Here is a 16098-nt window from a genome sequence, read left to right as displayed (position 1 = left end):
CATGAACACCACCACCGCTCCCCAAGCCGCCTCGCGCGCTGCCGCCCCGTCTCCCGCCCGTGCCTTGCTCAAGGAGCACAGCATGACACTGGGCTATGCGGTGTTGTTCGTCGTGCTGGCCTTCACCGTCGAGAACTTCTTCTCCGGCGCCAACATCGTCGGCCTGCTGCTGTCCGTCGCGCAGATCGGCATGGTGGCCTGCACGATGATGCTGTGCTTGGCCTCGCGCGACTTCGACCTCTCCGTCGGCTCGACGATCGCCTTCGCCGGCGTGCTGGGCGCCATGGTGCTGGAGCGCACCGGCAGCGTGGCGGCCGCCATCGGCAGCGGGCTGCTGGCCGGCGCCTTGATCGGCGCGGGCAATGGCGTGCTGATCGCCTACCTGCGCGTCAACGCGCTGATCGCCACGCTGGCGACGATGCTGATGGTGCGCGGCCTGGCGTTCATCGCGTCCCAGGGCCAGGCGGTGGGTATCGCCGACGAGGGCTTCATCAGCTTCGGCGACACGCCGGTGCTGGGCCTGCCGCTGCCGATCTGGACGACGGCGATCTGCTTCGTCGTCTTCGGCGTGCTGCTGAACCACACTGTCTTCGGCCGCAACACGTTGGCCATCGGCGGCAATCCGGAGGCCGCGCGGCTGGCCGGCGTGCGCGTGGAGCGGCTGCGCGTGTGGATCTTCCTGCTGCAGGGCGTCGTCACGGCGCTGGCCGGTCTCATCCTGTCGGCCCGCATCACCAGCGGCCAGCCCAACGCGGCCACCGGCTTCGAGCTGGACGTCATCTCCGCCTGCGTGCTGGGCGGCGTGTCGCTGCAGGGCGGCAAGGCGCGCATCTTCGGTGTTGTCATCGGCGTGCTCATCATGGGTACCGTCGAGAACGTCATGAACCTGCTCAACGTCGACGCGTTCTACCAGTACCTCGTGCGCGGCCTCATTCTGCTGGCCGCCGTGCTGCTGGACCAGCTGAAGACGCGCGGCGAGCGCCGCCACTGAGCGGCGCCCTTACGATGCCCGTCTCGCCCGCCCCGCCCGTCCGCTCCACCTCGCGCCCCGCCATGCCGTCCGCCCCCCGCCTTGAAGGCAAGGTCGCCCTCGTCACCGGCTCAACGCTGGGCATCGGCAAGGCGATCGCACGGCTGTTCGCGGAGGAGGGCGCCCGCGTCTTGCTGAACGGCCTGGGCGCCGATGCCGATGGTCGTGCACTCGTCGAGGAGCTGGGGTCCGAACGCGCGATGTTCATCGCCGCCGACATCGCCGATGAGGCAGCGGTGCGCGCGATGGTGGCGGCCGGTACGGAGAGATTCGGCACCATCGACGTGCTCGTCAACAACGCCGGTATGAACGTCTTCGCCGAACCGCTGGCGATGACGATGGACCAGTGGCAGCGCTGCTTCGCGGTGGACCTCGAAGGCGCGCTGCACTGCAGCCGCGCGGTGCTGCCCGGCATGATGGCGGCGGGTGGCGGCAGCATCGTCAACATCGCGTCGGTGCACGGCCACCGCATCATCCCGGGCACGTTCCCCTACCCGGTCGCGAAGCACGCGCTGATCGGCATGAGCAAGGCGCTGGCCATCCAGTACGCCGCGCAGAACGTGCGGGTCAATTCGATTTCACCGGGCTTGATCCTGTCCGAGCGCATCGTCGACTGGCTGGCCACGCTGACGCCTGAGCAACGCCAGCAGCAGATCGACTTGCTGCCCTGCAAGCGCATCGGCGAGCCCATCGAGGTGGCCTACACCGCGCTGTTCCTTGCCAGCGACGAGGCGCGCTTCATCAATGCCACGGACATCCTCATCGATGGCGGCCGGTCGCAGCTGTATCACGAGTAGCTTTCTGACCCCATGACCGACCCGCGCTCGGACCGTTTCGTCCGCTCCCACCTGAAGACCCGGCAGCTTGTGCTGCTGGTGGAGCTCGGGCGGCACGGTTCGATCCTGCATGCGGCGCAGGCGGCGCACCTGACGCAACCGGCGGCGTCCAAGCTGCTGGCCGACCTGGAGCATGCGCTGGGCGTGAAGCTCTTCGACCGGCTGCCGCGCGGCGTGGCGCCAACCTGGTACGGCGAGGTCATGATCCGGCGCGCCGGGGCGGCCCTCGCCGAACTGGACGCCGGCCATCAGGAGGTCATGGAGCTGCTGTCCGGACTGTCGGGCCGCGTGGCGGTCGGCGCCGTGCTGACGCCGTCCACGACGCTGCTGCCGGCCGCCGTCGTCACGCTGAAGGCCCGCCAGCCGCGGGTCAACGTCGCCATCACGGTGGACACGAGCAAACCGTTGATCGAGCAGCTGCGCAACGGCGCGCTGGACATCGTTGTCGGCCGCGTGCTGGACAGCGAAGCCGCCACTCAGCTGAGCTTCGAGCCGCTGACCGACGAGCCGCACAGCCTCATCGTGCGGGCGGGCCACCCGCTGGCCGGCCGCAGCGGGCTGACGCTGCAGGAGCTGGCCGGCCAGAGCTGGATCCTGCCTCCCGGTGGCAGCATCTTGCGCGATCGGCTGACGGCGCTATTCCTGACGGCTGGGCTGGAGCAGCCCCAGCAAGCCGTCGAGACGATGGCCCTGCCGGCGGTGACCAGCCTGCTGCGGCAGTCCGACATGGTCGTCGCGCTGCCGCAGGAACTCGTCAAGCCCGACCTGGACGCCGGCATCCTGAAGGTGCTGGACATTGACCTGGGCCTGCGCATGGACGCTTACGGAATCGTCACGCGCCGCGGCCACCAGCTCTCACCCGGCGCCGAGCTGATGCTTGCCTGTCTGCGCGAGGAGGCGGGCCGCCGGGCCGGCAGAGGAGCGGCCTGACGCCGCTCAGGCGGCCTGGGCCGTGTCCTTGCTGATGCGCCAGATCAGCACGCAGACGGCCAGTGTCGTGCCGATCAGCACGTTGCCCAGCCACGGGAAGTGCGCCAGCTTGCCGTCCGCGCCGACATGCACGATGTGGCCAGCCACCAGTGCGGCCAGGCCACCCGCCACCTGCTGCAGCGCTGAATTGATCGCGGTGAACGCACCGCGCTGCTCGGGCGGCGGGATGCTGGCCACCACCGTCTGCCACGGCACCATGCGCGCGAAGATGCCGGCGAACATGACGACGTTGATGACGACCAGCGTCAGCAGCGACGAAGGGCCGAGCCGCGTGTAGATCGACACCATGACGATGGTGATCGCCGCGCCGGCATAGAAGACCGGCAGCGGGCCGAAGCGGTCGGTCAACCGACCCAGCAGCGGCGCGACGAACATCGTGCTGATGCCGGTGACGAGGTAGACGACCGGCAGGTGCTGCAGGTCGATGCCGACGTTGTTGACCGAGAAGGCGCTGGCGAACGGCATCAGCATGAAGCCGCCGGTGGTCAGCAGCGCCGTCGTCAGGAAGGCCAGGCCGTGGCGCGGCACGGCCACGGTGTGCAGCAGGTGGGCGAAGGCGCTGCGGTCCGTCTGGCGCGCCAGGTGAGCCGTGACCGGCTGCATACGCCAGGCGATCAGCGCGCCGCCCACGACGCCGAAGATGACCAGCGCCAGGAAAGGCGCATGCCAGTCCCACCGCGTGGCGAGAAACAGGCCGAACGGCAGGCCCAGCACCTGGCTGGCCGCGAAGCCACCCTGCAGAAGCCCCATGACGCGGCCGCGCAGCGCCGGCTCGAACAGGTCAGCTGCGATGGCCATGACGATGGAGCCGATGACGCCGCCGAACAGGCCCGTCACGATGCGCGCCGCCAGCAGCGATTCGAAGCTGCCCGCCAGGCCGCACCACAGCGTGCCGAGCAGGAAGCCGCCGTAGAAGAACAGCAGCAGCTTCTTGCGGTCGAAGCGGTCGGCGAAGCCGGCCGTCAGGAGGCCGGAAGCGCCGGCGCTGAAGGCATAGGCCGAGACGACCAGGCCGAACTGCTCGGCCGTCATGCCCATGGACGGCATGATCAGCGCGCCCAGTGGCGACATGATCATGAAGTCCAGGATGACGGCGAACTGCAGCAGCGTCAGCAGCGCGGTCGCAAAACGTTGATAAGGCGTGAAGGCGGGTGGCGTCGGTGCGGCGTCGGGCATGGCCGCGAGTGTCGTCGAGACCCGCGGCAAAACATGGCAGCAGCCGGCGTCGTCCTACGAAATGCCAGGTTAGGGGCTCACAGGGTCGGGCCGCTGCCGCGCCCACAGTGGAGCCATCGCTTCCCGCGGAGATTCCCATGTCTGCCACCGATTGCCCGCCGCGGCCGGCCGTCGACTCCAGCGCAGCGGCAGGGCTGCTGATCTGCGTCGTCGGCACGGCCGAAGCGCTGACCCGTCACGAACACGACCTGTCGGCGCTCGTCAGCGATGACATCAGCCGCATGGACTGGCGGCTGGACGACGATTTCGGCGAGCCGCCGCCCGCGGCGGACTGGGCCGATGGTCTGGTCGTGCTGAACTCCGATGTCTGGGCCGCGCCTACCGGCTGTGCGCGCCTGCAGGCGCTGCTGAAGATGGCCTGGCGCTGCGGCCGCACCGTGGCGCTTTGCGGCGATGCGGTGAACTCGGTGAGTGCGCTGGGCTTCCCGAGCGACGTGCCCGCTGAGGCCGAAGGATTGTTCCTGTGCCCTCAAGGGCCCTGCCACGAGACGCTCACGGAGTTCCTGGACGCCATGCACGACCAACCGCACAAAGGCCGCTGATTCAGGGACGCTGATCAGCGCTTGCCGGCGGCCGGCGCGGCCGCCCGGGGGCTCAGGCTGCAGTCCACCGGCGGCAGGTCCTCGCCAGGGTCCACAAATGCCAGCAGCGCCGCGGGCGTGGCCAGCGCACCCAGCGCCACCGCGGCCAGTGCCCGTCCGCCCAGCTTCCTGCCCTCCAACGCCACGCGAGGATCGGCCAGCGTGCCCTGCAGCCGCACCGGCGCACGCAGCGTCAGCGGCGAGAAGTCCTTGGGCTTGGCGACGAGTCGTAGGTCCAGGCGCTCGTCCTTGAGGCTCACGCGGCCGTCGAGGTCGATGCGGCTGTCGCGGTTGTCGATGAGCGCCGTGCGGGGGCGCAGCACGCCGTCCTGGAAGCGGCCGTCCACGCGCGCGCAGTTCAGCGCGAGGTGGTCGTCGCCCTTGATCAGCATGCCCAGGCCCTGCGCCACGTCCAGCCCCATCGCCTCGGTCAGCAGGTGGGACACACTGCCGTTCTCCAGCCGCAGCTGCACCGGCCCGCTCATGCTGCCCAACAGCTCGGCCGTGCTGCGGCCATGGCCTTGCACGTCCAGCTGCGCCTTCAGCTTGCCGGTGATGGGGTTGTCGGTCAGCGGCTTGACGGTCGGGTGCAGCCAGCGCTCGATGGCCAGGCCCTGCGCGTCGAGGCTGGCCTGCCAAAGCGGCGGCGACGGGCGCGTGTCAAGCGTGGCGGCGCCGGTGATCTCGCCGCCGGCCACGCCCGCGTTCAGGTGCTGCAGCTTCAGCACGCCGTCCTCCAGGATGACGCTGACGTTGACCGGCGCAAAGGGCTCCAGCTTTGCGGTGCCGAGGTCCAGCTCGTTCAGCGCCACGGCCACGCGGGCGTCCATCGCCTGCAGCGAGGGCAGGTCCAGCGGCCGGTCGGGTAGCACCCGGCCGCTGCGGCTGGGCGGCGTGTCAGTGCCGACGGCCGGACCCAGGTCGGCCAGGCGCAGCGGCCCGCCGCGCAGCAGGCCGCTGAGTTGGGGCCGCGGTCCACGGGTGTCGAACGCGAAGTCGCCGCCCAGCCGGCTGCCGCCGATGCGCGCCTTCACGCCGTCCAGCTGCCAGACGCCGGAGGCATGCTGCAGCCGGCCGGCGAGGTCGAAGTCCGGCGTGTTGGGCAGCGTCACGCCGAACGGCCGACCCACGGCGGCCAGCGAGCTGCCGCGCACCTGCAGCTGCCCGTCCAGCGCGCGCGCATCGAGCAATGAGGCAGCCGTGCCGGTGAAGGTCAGCCGCTGCGGGCCCTGGCTCATGGCTACCCGCAGCTGCACCGGCGGCGCGTCGCTGTCCGCCGACGACAGCAGTGCGAGGCCGGCACTGGCCTGTGCCTGCAGCTGGAGCTGCTGCTGGCGCAGCCGGCCCTTCACGTCGGCCTGCCAGTGGCCATCGGCCTCGGTCGAGAAGCGGGCGTCGGCCAGCAGCTGCAGCGGGGCGTCGTCGACATGCGCGCTGCCGTTGTGGATGACGAGTCGGTCGATCTGCGGCATCGGCGTGGGCTGCGCGCCGGCATCGCCGGCGCCGGGGTTCAGCGGCCATGGCGTGCGACCCTGGGCATCGCGTGTCCAGCCGAGCTGGAGCTGCTGCGCCTGCACGGCGCGCAGCCGCAGCGGCGCGCCGTGGCGCCAATTCCAGACATCCCGCCACTGCCAGGCCACGAGCACGTCGCGGGCATCGCCCAGTACGTCCCCGTTCGTGCCGACGACACGCAGCTGCGGCGCCTCGAGCCGGGGGCTCCAGATCAGGTGAAGGCGTGTCGCCGGGTCCACCTGCAGGCCGTAGCCGGCGCGTTGGGCCAGCCGTGGCGCGAGGCCGGGCCAGCCGGCCTGATCCAGTGCAACGAGCGTGGCCGCGGCCGCCACGGTGAGCGCGACGGCGATGACGGGGCCGGTCTTCTTCTTCATTCCGCGATGCTCGGCAGCGGCCCATGCCGCCCGCGTGGGACGGTGGCTGCGGTGGCTGTAGGACGTGACCGGGCGGCCGACGCGATCAGCGCGGGCGGGCCCAGACCAGCAGCTGGTTGTTGGCCGGCATTGCCACGCGCTCGCGCAGCTTCAGCCCGGCGGCCTCGGCCTGTTCGACCACGGCCGCCAGGCGGCGCAGGCCCCAGGCGGGATGGCGGGTGCGCAGGTCGGCGTCGAAGGCGAGGTTGCTGGCGGCGACCGGCTCGCCATCGACGAGGTAGGCGCCGTAGGTGAGCAGCAGGCCGTCGGGGGCGAGATGGCGGGCGGCGCCTTGCATGAGCCCGGCCGTCGTTGGCCACGGCGAGGCGTGGATCATGTTGGCGCAATAGATCGCGTCGACTTGCGCCGGCACGCCGGGCCAGGCATCGTCCAGCACGTTCAGGTGCAATGGTGGTCGAACGTTGGGCAGACCGTCGCACCAGGCGACGATGGAGGGCAGGGCGTCGGCGTCGACATCGCTGGGCTGCCACTGCCAGCCCGGCAACCCGGCGCTGCAGAAGGCCGCATGCTGGCCGCTGCCGCTGGCGATCTCCAGCAGCACGCCCGTCGGCGGCAGCAGGCGCTGCAGGGCCGTCAGGATGTGCGGGCCATTGCGTTCGGCGGCGGGACTGTGGCGGCGGTCGTCAGGCATGGCGGCGGATTGTGCAGCGCCACTTCCGCTGCCCGTGGAAACAATGACTTGCGGCGCACGGCGTTTTTCTTCGCGCTCAGTCCCGGCACATTGGGTTCCGACTTCAAGGAGACCCCGTGACCCTCAAGCTTTACCGCCACGCGCTGTCCGGCCATGCCCATCGCGCCGAACTCGCGCTGTCGCTGATGGACGTGCCGCATGAACTGATCGACGTGGACCTGGCCGCCCGTGCCCACAAGACGCCCGAGTTCCTCGTACGCCACCCGTTCGGCCAGCTGCCGCTGCTGGAGGACGACGGTCACTTCGTCTGGGACAGCACGGCCATTCTCGTCTACCTGGCTGGCAAGTACGACCCGGCCGGCCGCTGGCTGCCCGGCGACACGGCGGGTCGCGCCGCGGTGCAGGCCTGGCTGTCGGTCGCATCCGGATTGATCGCCTTTGGCCCGGCCGCAGCCCGCCTGGTCACGGTGTTTGGCGCGCGCTTCGACGTCGATGACGTCGTGGCCCGCGCCCATGCCCTGTTCAAGGTGATGGAAGGCGAGCTTTCGCGTCGGCCCTTCCTGGTCGGCGATACGGCGACGTTGGCCGATGTGGCGGGCTACAGCTACATCGCCAGCGCGCCAGAGGGCAACGTGGATTTGTTGCCATACCCAGCGCTGCGGGATTGGCTGATGCGCATCGAGGCGTTGCCGGGCTTCGTGCCGTTCCAGGTCACGCCAGTCGGCCTGCGCAGCGCTGGTTGAGTCGGCCATGGCTGCGACCCCCTTCCACGACGGCGAGATCGCCGTGCAGGCGCAGCTCGGCGTTGCCGAGCGCATGGCCGAGATCGGCGCGCATGTCGTGCGCGATCACCTGCCCGAGCAGCACCGGCGCTTCTACGAGCAGTTGCCGATGCTGCTGGCCGGCGCCGTTGATCCCACCGGCCGCCCCTGGGCCACGATGCTGGTGGGCTGGCCCGGCTTCGTCAGCGCGCCGGATGCCCGGCATCTCGACATTGCGGCGATGCCCATTCCCGGCGACCCGGCCGCGGCCGGCATGACCGTGGATGCGCCGCTGGGCCTGCTCGGCATCGAGCTGCACACGCGGCGGCGCAACCGCGTCAACGGCGAGTTGCTGGCTGCCGGCCCCGAAGGCCTGCGGTTGCATGTGCGGCAGTCTGTGGGCAACTGTCCGCAGTACATCCAGGGCCGCGACTTCGGCTGGGCACGGGATGCGCTCGACACACGGCCGCGAGCTGTCGAGCCGGTGCAGCAACTGGTGGGTGAGGCCGCCGCGCTGGTGGACGCGGCCGACACGCTGTTCGTCGCCACGCACGCGGCAGGCGCCGGCGCCGATGTCTCGCATCGTGGCGGGCCGGCCGGGTTTGTGCGCCGCCTCGGTGCCCACGAGCTGCTGGTGCCGGACTATTCGGGCAACCGCATGTTCATGACGTTGGGCAACCTGCAGGTGGACGGTCGCGCGGGACTGCTGTTCATCGACTTCGAGCGCGGCGACCTGCTGACGCTGACGGGCCGTGCCGCGATCGTCTGGGACGGCCCCGAGCTTGCCGCGCTCCCCCATGCAGAGCGCGCGTGGCGCTTCCAGCTCGACGAGGGGTGGTGGCTGCGCGAGGCGCTGCCGCTGCGCTGGCGGTTTCGCGACTGGGCGCCGCAGAACCGGCCCTAACGCAGCGCTGCGTGTCCTCTCAGCGAGTCCACGGCGAGGTCGACGAAGGCGCGAACCTTGCGCGTCATGTGCCGGGCCTCGTGATGGACGACATGGACCGGTAGGGGCGGTGTTTCGAAGGATTCCAGCAGCGGCAGCAATGCGCCGCTGGCCAGTGCGTCGGCCACCTGGTAGCTCAGCAACCGTGCGATCCCCAGGTCCGCCAGTGCAAACGAGCGCGCGGCGTCATTCGTCGTCGTCCTCACCCGGGGCCGTATGCGTTGCACGAGTGGCCGGCCGCGGTCGGCAAAGCGCCATTCCGGATAGGGTGTGACCTGCGTCGGATGGATCAGCGCATGGTCGGCCAGGTCCTCGGGCCGCCGGGGCAGGCCGTGCTCGGCGAGGTAGGCCGGCGTGGCCACCAGCAGGCGGCGCACGCGCCCGACCGAAACGGCCTTCAGCGCGGAGTCCGGCAGTTCGCCGATGCGTACCGCCACGTCCAGCCCCTCGTCGACGAGGTTGACGATGCGGTCCGCGAACACGCAGTGGGCGTCGACTTCCGGATAGCGCCGCAGGAAGTCGGCCACGATGGGGGCGACGTGCAGGTGTCCGAACAGCACCGGGGCCGTCACGCCCAGCCTGCCCTGGATCTGCTCGCGGCTGCCGCTGGTGGCTGCCTCGGAATCGCCCACGTCGGCCAAGATGCGCCGGCAGTCCTCCGCGTAGCGGGCGCCCGCTTCGGTCACGCGCACCTGGCGCGTCGTGCGCGTCAGCAGTTGCACGCCCAGCCGCGCTTCCAGCTCGGCCACGGCGCGTGTGACGACGGGCGCCGACAGGTCCAGCCGGCGCGCTGCCGCGGCGAAGCCGCCGTGGTCCACCACGGCGACAAACACCTCCATCGCCTGCAAGCGATCCATCCCAGTGCCTCCCGATGAGGCATGGTATTCGGGCCGAGAGGCGTCAGTGCGTCAGGCCAGACGGCCTGCCTGGAAGTCGCGCACCGCCTGCACCAGTTCGGCCTCGGTGTTCATGACGAACGGGCCGTACTGAGCGATGGGTTCGCCCAGCGGCTTGCCGGCGATGAGCAGCGCCCGTGCCGGAGCGTCGCCCGCCTGCAGCCGCACGCCGTCGCTGCTCGCCGTGTTGGCCAGGATGGCCATGCGACCGCTCTGCTGCAGGCAGCCGCTGTCGTACTTCAGCGCCCCTTCGTACACGTAGACGAAGGCGTTGAAACCGGCCGGCAGCGGCTGCTCGAAGCGGGCGCCGGGGGGCAGGTGCACGTCCAGGTACAGCGGTTGCGTCGCGTCGCGCTGCACCGCGCCGGCCACGCCATGGCTGGCCCCGGCGATGACCCGCACGGTCACGCCGTCGCGCTTGTACTCGGGCACCTCGGCGCTGGCGACGTCGCGGTACCAGGGCTCGCGCATCTTGTCCCGGCTGGGCAGATTCAGCCAGAGCTGGAAGCCGGCCATGCGGCCTTCGTTCTGCTCGGGCGTCTCGCTGTGGATGACGCCGCGGCCGGCGGTCATCCATTGCACGCCACCGTCGCTGACCAGGCCCTCGTGCCCCGCCGAGTCACGGTGGCGCATGCGGCCGGCCAGCATGTAGGTGACGGTCTCGAAGCCGCGGTGCGGGTGGTCCGGGAAGCCGGCGATGTAGTCGTCGGGGTTGTCTGTGCCGAAGTGGTCCAGCATCAGGAAAGGGTCCAGCCGGCGCTGCAGGTCGTGCGTCAGCACGCGGTTGAGCTTGACGCCGGCACCGTCGCTGGTCGGCTGACCAGCGACCAGGCGCTCGACCTCGCGGGGCTGGTTCAGCATGGAAGTGGCGGCGGTGTTCACGGTGATCCTTTCTGTGTGTGCGGGCCGGGCGCCGGGCCGATCCCGAGCAGCCGGCCCGCGTCAGGCGATGTGCTTGCCGGTCCAGCCGGCCGGCATCGCCGTCCCCGCGGGGGATCGGCCGGGACCCCCGCGTTCAGCAGGGCAGTCCTGGTCGAGAGGCCCTTGCTCAGGCGGCGAGCAGCTCGGAGATCTGCGCGCGGGCCTCGCTCAGGCCACGGTCCGCAGCTTCCGGGCCCATGTTCAGGCCTTCGGCGTAGATGAACTCCACGTCCGTCATGCCGAGGAAGGCCAGCACGGTGCGCAGATAGGGCACGACTTGGTCCGAGGCCTGGCCCCGGTGGATGCCGCCACGGCTGGTGACGACGTAGACCTTCTTGCCGGTCACGAGGCCGACCGGGCCCGTCGGGCCGTACTGGAAGGTCACGCCGGCGCGGGCGACGGCGTCGATCCAGTTCTTCAGCTGGGCGCTGATGTTGAAGTTGATCATCGGCGCGCCGATGACGACGACGTCGGCGGCCAGCAGCTCGGCGATCACCTGATCGTTCAGCGCGACGCGGGCGGCCTGCTCGGCCGTGCGGGCTTCGGCGGGCGTGAACAGCGCGCCGAGGGCGGCTTCGTCCAGCACGGGCAGGGGGCTGACGGCGAAGTCGCGCACCGTGAGGCTGGCGCTGGGGTTGGCTGCGCGCAGGCCGGCGGTCAGTTCGTTGGCCAGGCGGGTCGAGACCGAGCCTTGGTCGTCTTGCAGGCGGCGGGCGCTGGAGTTGATTTGCAGGATGTTCATACGGGCTCCGAAGGGAATGCGGTTGCGATGGCTGAACTGTGAGGTTGCGCGCATCGATCGAGAAGCCGCTGAACTGCATAAGATCGTTCCACCCATGGATCAATCGAGGCCGGAATGGAATCAGACGCCGACGACCTGCTGCTCTTTGCCCGCGTCATCGAGGCGGGCAGTTTCAGCCGCGCCGCCGAGCGGGTGCACTGGCCCAAAAGCACGGTGTCGCGGCGCATCGCGGCGCTGGAGGCCCGGCTTGGCGAGAAGCTGCTGCAGCGCAGTACCCGCAAGCTGACGCTGACCGACTTCGGCACCGGCGTGCTGGAGCATGCTCGCGTCGTCGCGTCGGAGGTGGACGGGGCGCTGGCGCTGGCGTTGCACCGGCAGCAGAAGCCCAGCGGCCGGCTGCGCGTGAGCATGCCGTCGGACTTCGCCGAGCAGGTGGTGGCCGGCATGCTGGCCGAGTTCGCGCGGGCGTATCCGGACGTGCAGCTGGAACTGGACCTGACGCCGCGGCGAGTGGACCTCATTGGCGAGGGCTTCGATCTGGCCATCCGTATGGGCATGCTGGACGAAGACAGTCAGCTCAGCGCCCGCAAGCTCACCGAGTCTCACTGGGGGCTCTACGCGTCACCGGAGTACCTGGCACGCGCCGGCGAGGCGCTGCTGCCGCAGGCGCTCGACGGCATGCACGGGCTGATGCTGCTGGGGCGGCAGGGCGAGCCCGTGCCGTGGCGGCTCGAGCGGGAGGGCGCGGCGCCCTATGTGGCGCGGCCGGCGCAGCGCACGCTGGCCAACTCGCCCAGCCTGCTCGCAGGGCTGGCGCTGAGGGGCGTGGGCATCGCCGGAATCGACCGGCTGCTGGTGCGCCATGCCGTGGGGCTGGAGCGGCTGGAGCGCGTGCTGCCGGACTGGCGGCTGCCGGGCTTCAGCTGCTGGGCGGTCTTCCCGGAACGGCGGCTGATGCCGCTGAAGACGCGCGTCTTCCTGGAGGCGATCTCGGCGCTGCTCAACGCCTGTCCGGAGGCGCCGGCCTGAGCGGCCCGCCGCTCGGCGCCGTCACTCGTCGACGTTGCTGAACGCGAACTCGATGCCGGCCTCGCGCGCCTCCGGGATCGGGGCGAAGCGCCACTGCTTGACGGCTTCGATGGCGGCGGTGGCGAGCCGGCCGTTGGTGGCCTTGATGGACTCGACCTTGCTGACCGAGCCGTCGGGCGACACGGTGAACTTCACGCGGGCGAAGGCATTGCGAAAGGTCTGGCCCAGCAGCTGACGCGGGATCGTCGGATTGACCCGGTTCAGCAACTGCAGCGGCACCTCGGCCTCTTCTTCCTGCTGGGCCGGCGGCTCGGCAGCCTGGGCGGCGGCGGCCATCGGTGCGGCGGGGCTGGGCGTGGGCGCGGCGGCGGCCATCAGCACTGGCGCAGCCTGTGGCTCGGGTGTCGCGGCGGCGGTCGTCGGCGCCGGTGCGGGGGCCAACGCGGGAGCCGGCGCGGGCGCAGCGCTGGCGGTCACGGGCGCCGGCGCCGGTTCAGCGGCGACGACAGGTGTCGGAGCAGCCGCGGGCTTGGGGGCCGCGGCAACGGGTGCGGGCTTTCGGGGGGCCGGTGCCGGCGCTGGCGCGGGTGCCGCCGCCGGGGTCGGGCGGGCGGCCGCCTTCTCCGCGTTGATCTTGATCCACTGGAAGACGGCGTCTGCCTGCTTCTGCGCGCGGTCGAGGCCGGAACTGGCCTTCGGGGCCTCGGTCTGTGCGCCGGCCTGCGAGCTGATCAGCAGCAGCGCCGTGGCGAGGACAGTGAGATGAGGGACGAGTACTGCACGCGGTCGGGGGGTCATGACTACTCCAGAGAGGAAACCGGGATCACAGGGAAAACGGGTTGGTCACGAAGCGGCGACTCTAGTGAAGAGCACGAGTGACGGTGGAGTTACAGGGGCGGCGAAGCGTGCAATTTCGTACGCTACGCAACGAAACCGTCAATCAGTTGGTAACAAGGCGCGACAGCGCTTCTCGTGCTGCCGGATCTCGGCCAACGTGACCTCGATGTCGTCCCGCTGCTGCTCTAGCTGCTGGCGGTGCTGAGCGAGGATGGCTAGGAAGGCGCGCAGCTGCGGCGCGGCACTGGCCTGGCTGTCGTACATGTCGACGAGCTGCTTGATCTCCTGCAACGCCAGGCCGAGGCGCTTGCCGCGCAACGTCAGCTTCAGCCGCGTGCGGTCCCTCGGGCTGTAGACGCGGTTGCGGCCCTTGCGGCCCGGTTCCAACAGGCCGGCTTCCTCGTAGAAGCGGATGGCGCGGGGTGTGATGTCGAACTCGGTGGCGAGCTCGGTGATGGTGTAGGTCGGTTCGGCCGCGGGCGAGACAGACTTGCGAGGGGGCATGGCTACACTCGATTGACGTGAACGTCAGTCTACTGGCCTGGCGCCCTCAGCCACCGTCCCGTCCCGCCCATGGCCAACGCCCGCGAATCCGAACTCCACTACCCCCTGGGCGACACGCTGCCCGCCTCTGGCGACGCGCTGGACGTCGCGCCCGGCGTGCGCTGGGTCCGCATGGGCCTGCCGTTCGCACTGGACCACATCAATCTGTGGCTGCTGCGCGACCGGCTCGATGGTCGTGATGGCTGGACGATCGTCGACTGTGGCATCGCCAGCGACGACACGCGCGCCGCCTGGGAACGCGTGTTCGCCGAACGGCTGGACGGCCTGCCTGTGCTGCGCATCATCGCGACGCATTTCCACCCGGACCACCTGGGCCTGGCGCACTGGTTGACCGAGCGGTGGAGCGGGCGCGCCGCTGGGCCGCCGGCAGGCGCTCCTCTCGGGGGGGCGCGCAGCGGCAACGCCGCAAGCGCGGCGGCCAACCCGGAGTGCCGGCTGTGGATGAGCGCGACGGATTACCACCTGGCCCGGCTGGCGAGCGGATCGACCATCGGCATGGGTGGCATGGCCGCGGCGGCGTTCTTCGGCAGCCATGGCCTGACCGACCCGGAGGCCCTCGACAAGATCCGCGCACGGGCCGACTACTACCCGACCATGGTGCCCGCCGTGCCGGCGAGCTACCGGCGGCTGATGGAGGGCATCGAGCTGGACATCGGTGGCCGCACGTGGCGCTGCTTCGCCGGCCACGGACATTCGCCGGAACACATCAGCCTGTTCTGTGACGACGCCCGGCTGCTGATCTCGGGCGACATGGTGCTCCCACGCATCTCGACGAATGTGTCCGTCGTCGACGTGGAGCCCGAGGCCGACCCGCTGCGGCTCTACCTCGCGTCGCTGGAGCGGCTGCGGAGCCTGCCGGACGACACGCTGGTGCTGCCCTCGCATGGCAAGCCCTTCCGCGGGCTGCACGGGCGCATCGATCAGCTGATCGAGCACCACGGCGAGCGGCTGGCCGACGTGATGGCGGCCTGCGCCGCCGCGCCCAGCCATGCGGCGGGCCTGCTGCCGGTGCTGTTCAAGCGCAAGCTGGACCTGCACCAGACGACGTTCGCCATGGGGGAGGCGATTGCGCACCTGAACACACTGTGGCTGGGCGGCCGGCTGCAACGGCAGCTCGACGCGGACGGTATCTACCGCTTCTCGGCACGCTGAAAAGGAAAAGCCGCCACCGTTTTCGGTGGCGGCTTCCTGCGGGATACCTCGTTGGTGTTCTCGGCCAGCCTGCGCCGGCTTGCGATACCCGTGATGACAGCGTCGTCATGCAGTGTTGCCGAATGTGAAGACGCAGCCATGACCTGGATCAGGGAATATTCACTGCAAACCATTGCACCTTGCGGCGCTGTTCACTGCACGATGATGGATTCGTCGCGCAGAGCCTCGCGGGAGCGCTCGAAGTCGGGCAGCACCGAGCGCACCGTGTCCCAGAACGCTGGGCTGTGGTTCATCTCGCGCAGATGGGCCAGTTCATGGGCGACCACGTAGTCGATGATGGCCGGCGCGAAGTGGATGAGCCGCCAGTTCAACCGGATGGAGCCGTCGGCGCTGGCGCTGCCCCAGCGCGTCTGCGCGGACGACAGCCGCAGCGACTTCATCGCCACGCCGAGCTTGTCGGCAAAGTGCCGGCAGCGCGGCAGGAAGTCCTCCCGTGCTCGCGCCTGCAGCCAGGCCTGTGTCAGATCGCGGATCTGCTCCGCAGATGCGCCGACGGGCAAGGGCAGTCGCAACTGGCGTGCCGCGGCGTCCCATACGACCTCGCGCTCGGCTGGCGTCAACGCCAGCATCAGCGGTTCGCCCAGGTAGGGCAGCGTGCCGCCGTCGATCCAGTCGATACGCGCCGCCTGCACGCGCTGCTGGCGCTCGCGCTGCTCGACGAGCTTGCGCAGGATCCACTCGCCCTTGTGATGCAGCGCGCGTTCGATCTCGCCGATGGGCACCCAGCGCGGCGCGCTGACGCGCAGGCCCTGCGGCCCGACGACGAAGCCGATGGACCGGCGCCGGGCGCGCTTCAATTCGTAGCCGATTCTGTGCGGCCCCAGCCACAGTTCGCGCGTGGAGCGCGCTGCGCCGGGCTCGGCCGGCGTGACCTCCGGCGCCACGTCGAACAGCGACAGCTGACTGTCCTGCAGGAGCGGGGCCGGGCGCTTGGCGGGCATGG

Annotated in this window: 17 protein-coding genes; 8 read left to right on the top strand and 9 right to left on the bottom strand. The window is 70.4% G+C overall.

The window, feature by feature from the left end; genetic code table 11:
* The first annotated feature begins 1 nt into the window (after nt 1).
* The 3 genes from araH to LXT13_RS18995 all read left to right on the top strand — a co-directional run bounded on the left by araH (nt 2) and on the right by LXT13_RS18995 (nt 2796).
* Nucleotides 2–991 (top strand): L-arabinose ABC transporter permease AraH, encoded by a 990-nt coding sequence (araH, locus tag LXT13_RS19005; protein ID WP_233373525.1) that lies wholly within the window; start codon nt 2–4, stop codon nt 989–991.
* Between the two features lie 62 nt (nt 992–1053).
* Nucleotides 1054–1827 carry an SDR family oxidoreductase gene (locus tag LXT13_RS19000; protein WP_233373524.1) on the top strand — a complete coding sequence of 258 codons (774 nt, stop codon included), beginning with the start codon at nt 1054–1056 and terminating at the stop codon, nt 1825–1827.
* 12 nt (nt 1828–1839) lie between these two features.
* Complete coding sequence (locus tag LXT13_RS18995; RefSeq protein WP_233373523.1) at nt 1840–2796, top strand: LysR substrate-binding domain-containing protein; 957 nt, start codon at nt 1840–1842, stop codon at nt 2794–2796.
* A gap of 6 nt (nt 2797–2802) precedes the next feature.
* On the opposite strand, the gene LXT13_RS18990 is transcribed toward LXT13_RS18995, so the two are convergent.
* Nucleotides 2803–4032: an MFS transporter gene (locus tag LXT13_RS18990; RefSeq protein ID WP_233373522.1), complete on the bottom strand. Its 1230-nt coding sequence runs from the start codon at nt 4030–4032 to the stop codon at nt 2803–2805.
* 137 nt (nt 4033–4169) lie between these two features.
* Here LXT13_RS18990 and LXT13_RS18985 point away from each other — a divergent pair, with 137 nt between their 5' ends.
* Nucleotides 4170–4634, top strand: a complete 465-nt coding sequence (locus LXT13_RS18985) for a hypothetical protein (protein ID WP_233373521.1) — start codon at nt 4170–4172, stop codon at nt 4632–4634.
* Between the two features lie 14 nt (nt 4635–4648).
* Here LXT13_RS18985 and LXT13_RS18980 read toward each other — a convergent pair whose 3' ends face one another.
* Nucleotides 4649–6559 (bottom strand): AsmA family protein, encoded by a 1911-nt coding sequence (locus LXT13_RS18980; protein WP_233373520.1) that lies wholly within the window; start codon nt 6557–6559, stop codon nt 4649–4651.
* 85 nt (nt 6560–6644) lie between these two features.
* Nucleotides 6645–7250 carry a DUF938 domain-containing protein gene (locus LXT13_RS18975; protein ID WP_233373519.1) on the bottom strand — a complete coding sequence of 202 codons (606 nt, stop codon included), beginning with the start codon at nt 7248–7250 and terminating at the stop codon, nt 6645–6647.
* A 116-nt stretch (nt 7251–7366) separates the two neighbouring features.
* Between LXT13_RS18975 and LXT13_RS18970 the strand changes: the two genes are divergently transcribed.
* Both LXT13_RS18970 and LXT13_RS18965 read left to right on the top strand, forming a co-directional pair.
* Complete coding sequence (locus tag LXT13_RS18970; protein WP_233373518.1) at nt 7367–7993, top strand: glutathione S-transferase family protein; 627 nt, start codon at nt 7367–7369, stop codon at nt 7991–7993.
* 7 nt (nt 7994–8000) lie between these two features.
* The gene (locus LXT13_RS18965) at nt 8001–8915 is read left to right on the top strand and encodes a pyridoxamine 5'-phosphate oxidase family protein (protein WP_233373517.1); all 915 of its coding nucleotides are present in this window, start codon (nt 8001–8003) and stop codon (nt 8913–8915) included.
* Here LXT13_RS18965 and LXT13_RS18960 read toward each other — a convergent pair.
* From LXT13_RS18960 to LXT13_RS18950, 3 genes are all read right to left on the bottom strand, one after another.
* The gene (locus tag LXT13_RS18960; protein WP_233373516.1) at nt 8912–9811 is read right to left on the bottom strand and encodes a LysR family transcriptional regulator; all 900 of its coding nucleotides are present in this window, start codon (nt 9809–9811) and stop codon (nt 8912–8914) included. The genes LXT13_RS18965 and LXT13_RS18960 overlap by 4 nt on opposite strands.
* A gap of 51 nt (nt 9812–9862) precedes the next feature.
* A complete protein-coding gene (locus LXT13_RS18955; RefSeq protein ID WP_233373586.1) occupies nt 9863–10711 on the bottom strand; it encodes a pirin family protein in 849 nt (282 codons plus the stop codon).
* Nucleotides 10712–10898: 187 nt separating this feature from the next.
* On the bottom strand, nt 10899–11513 hold the full coding sequence (locus LXT13_RS18950; RefSeq protein ID WP_233373515.1) for an FMN-dependent NADH-azoreductase: 615 nt from the start codon (nt 11511–11513) through the stop codon (nt 10899–10901).
* A 114-nt stretch (nt 11514–11627) separates the two neighbouring features.
* Between LXT13_RS18950 and LXT13_RS18945 the strand changes: the two genes are divergently transcribed.
* Entirely contained in the window at nt 11628–12542 is a 915-nt protein-coding gene (locus tag LXT13_RS18945; protein ID WP_233373514.1) for a LysR family transcriptional regulator, read from the top strand.
* 21 nt (nt 12543–12563) lie between these two features.
* Here the strand turns inward: LXT13_RS18945 and LXT13_RS18940 are convergent, their stop codons facing one another.
* Nucleotides 12564–13340 carry an energy transducer TonB gene (locus LXT13_RS18940; RefSeq protein WP_233373513.1) on the bottom strand — a complete coding sequence of 259 codons (777 nt, stop codon included), beginning with the start codon at nt 13338–13340 and terminating at the stop codon, nt 12564–12566.
* Between the two features lie 138 nt (nt 13341–13478).
* Nucleotides 13479–13883, bottom strand: coding sequence for a MerR family transcriptional regulator (locus tag LXT13_RS18935; protein WP_233373512.1), 405 nt, complete (start codon nt 13881–13883; stop codon nt 13479–13481).
* 69 nt (nt 13884–13952) lie between these two features.
* Between LXT13_RS18935 and LXT13_RS18930 the strand changes: the two genes are divergently transcribed.
* A complete protein-coding gene (locus LXT13_RS18930) occupies nt 13953–15095 on the top strand; it encodes an MBL fold metallo-hydrolase (RefSeq protein WP_233373511.1) in 1143 nt (380 codons plus the stop codon).
* 191 nt (nt 15096–15286) lie between these two features.
* Here LXT13_RS18930 and LXT13_RS18925 read toward each other — a convergent pair whose 3' ends face one another.
* Nucleotides 15287–16096 carry a M48 family metallopeptidase gene (locus LXT13_RS18925; RefSeq protein ID WP_233373510.1) on the bottom strand — a complete coding sequence of 270 codons (810 nt, stop codon included), beginning with the start codon at nt 16094–16096 and terminating at the stop codon, nt 15287–15289.
* Nucleotides 16097–16098: the final 2 nt, after the last annotated feature.

The organism is Pelomonas cellulosilytica, from assembly GCF_021353265.1.
Taxonomy (GTDB): Bacteria; Pseudomonadota; Gammaproteobacteria; order Burkholderiales; family Burkholderiaceae_C; genus Pelomonas; species Pelomonas cellulosilytica.
This window is presented reverse-complemented; position numbering and strand designations above follow the sequence as displayed.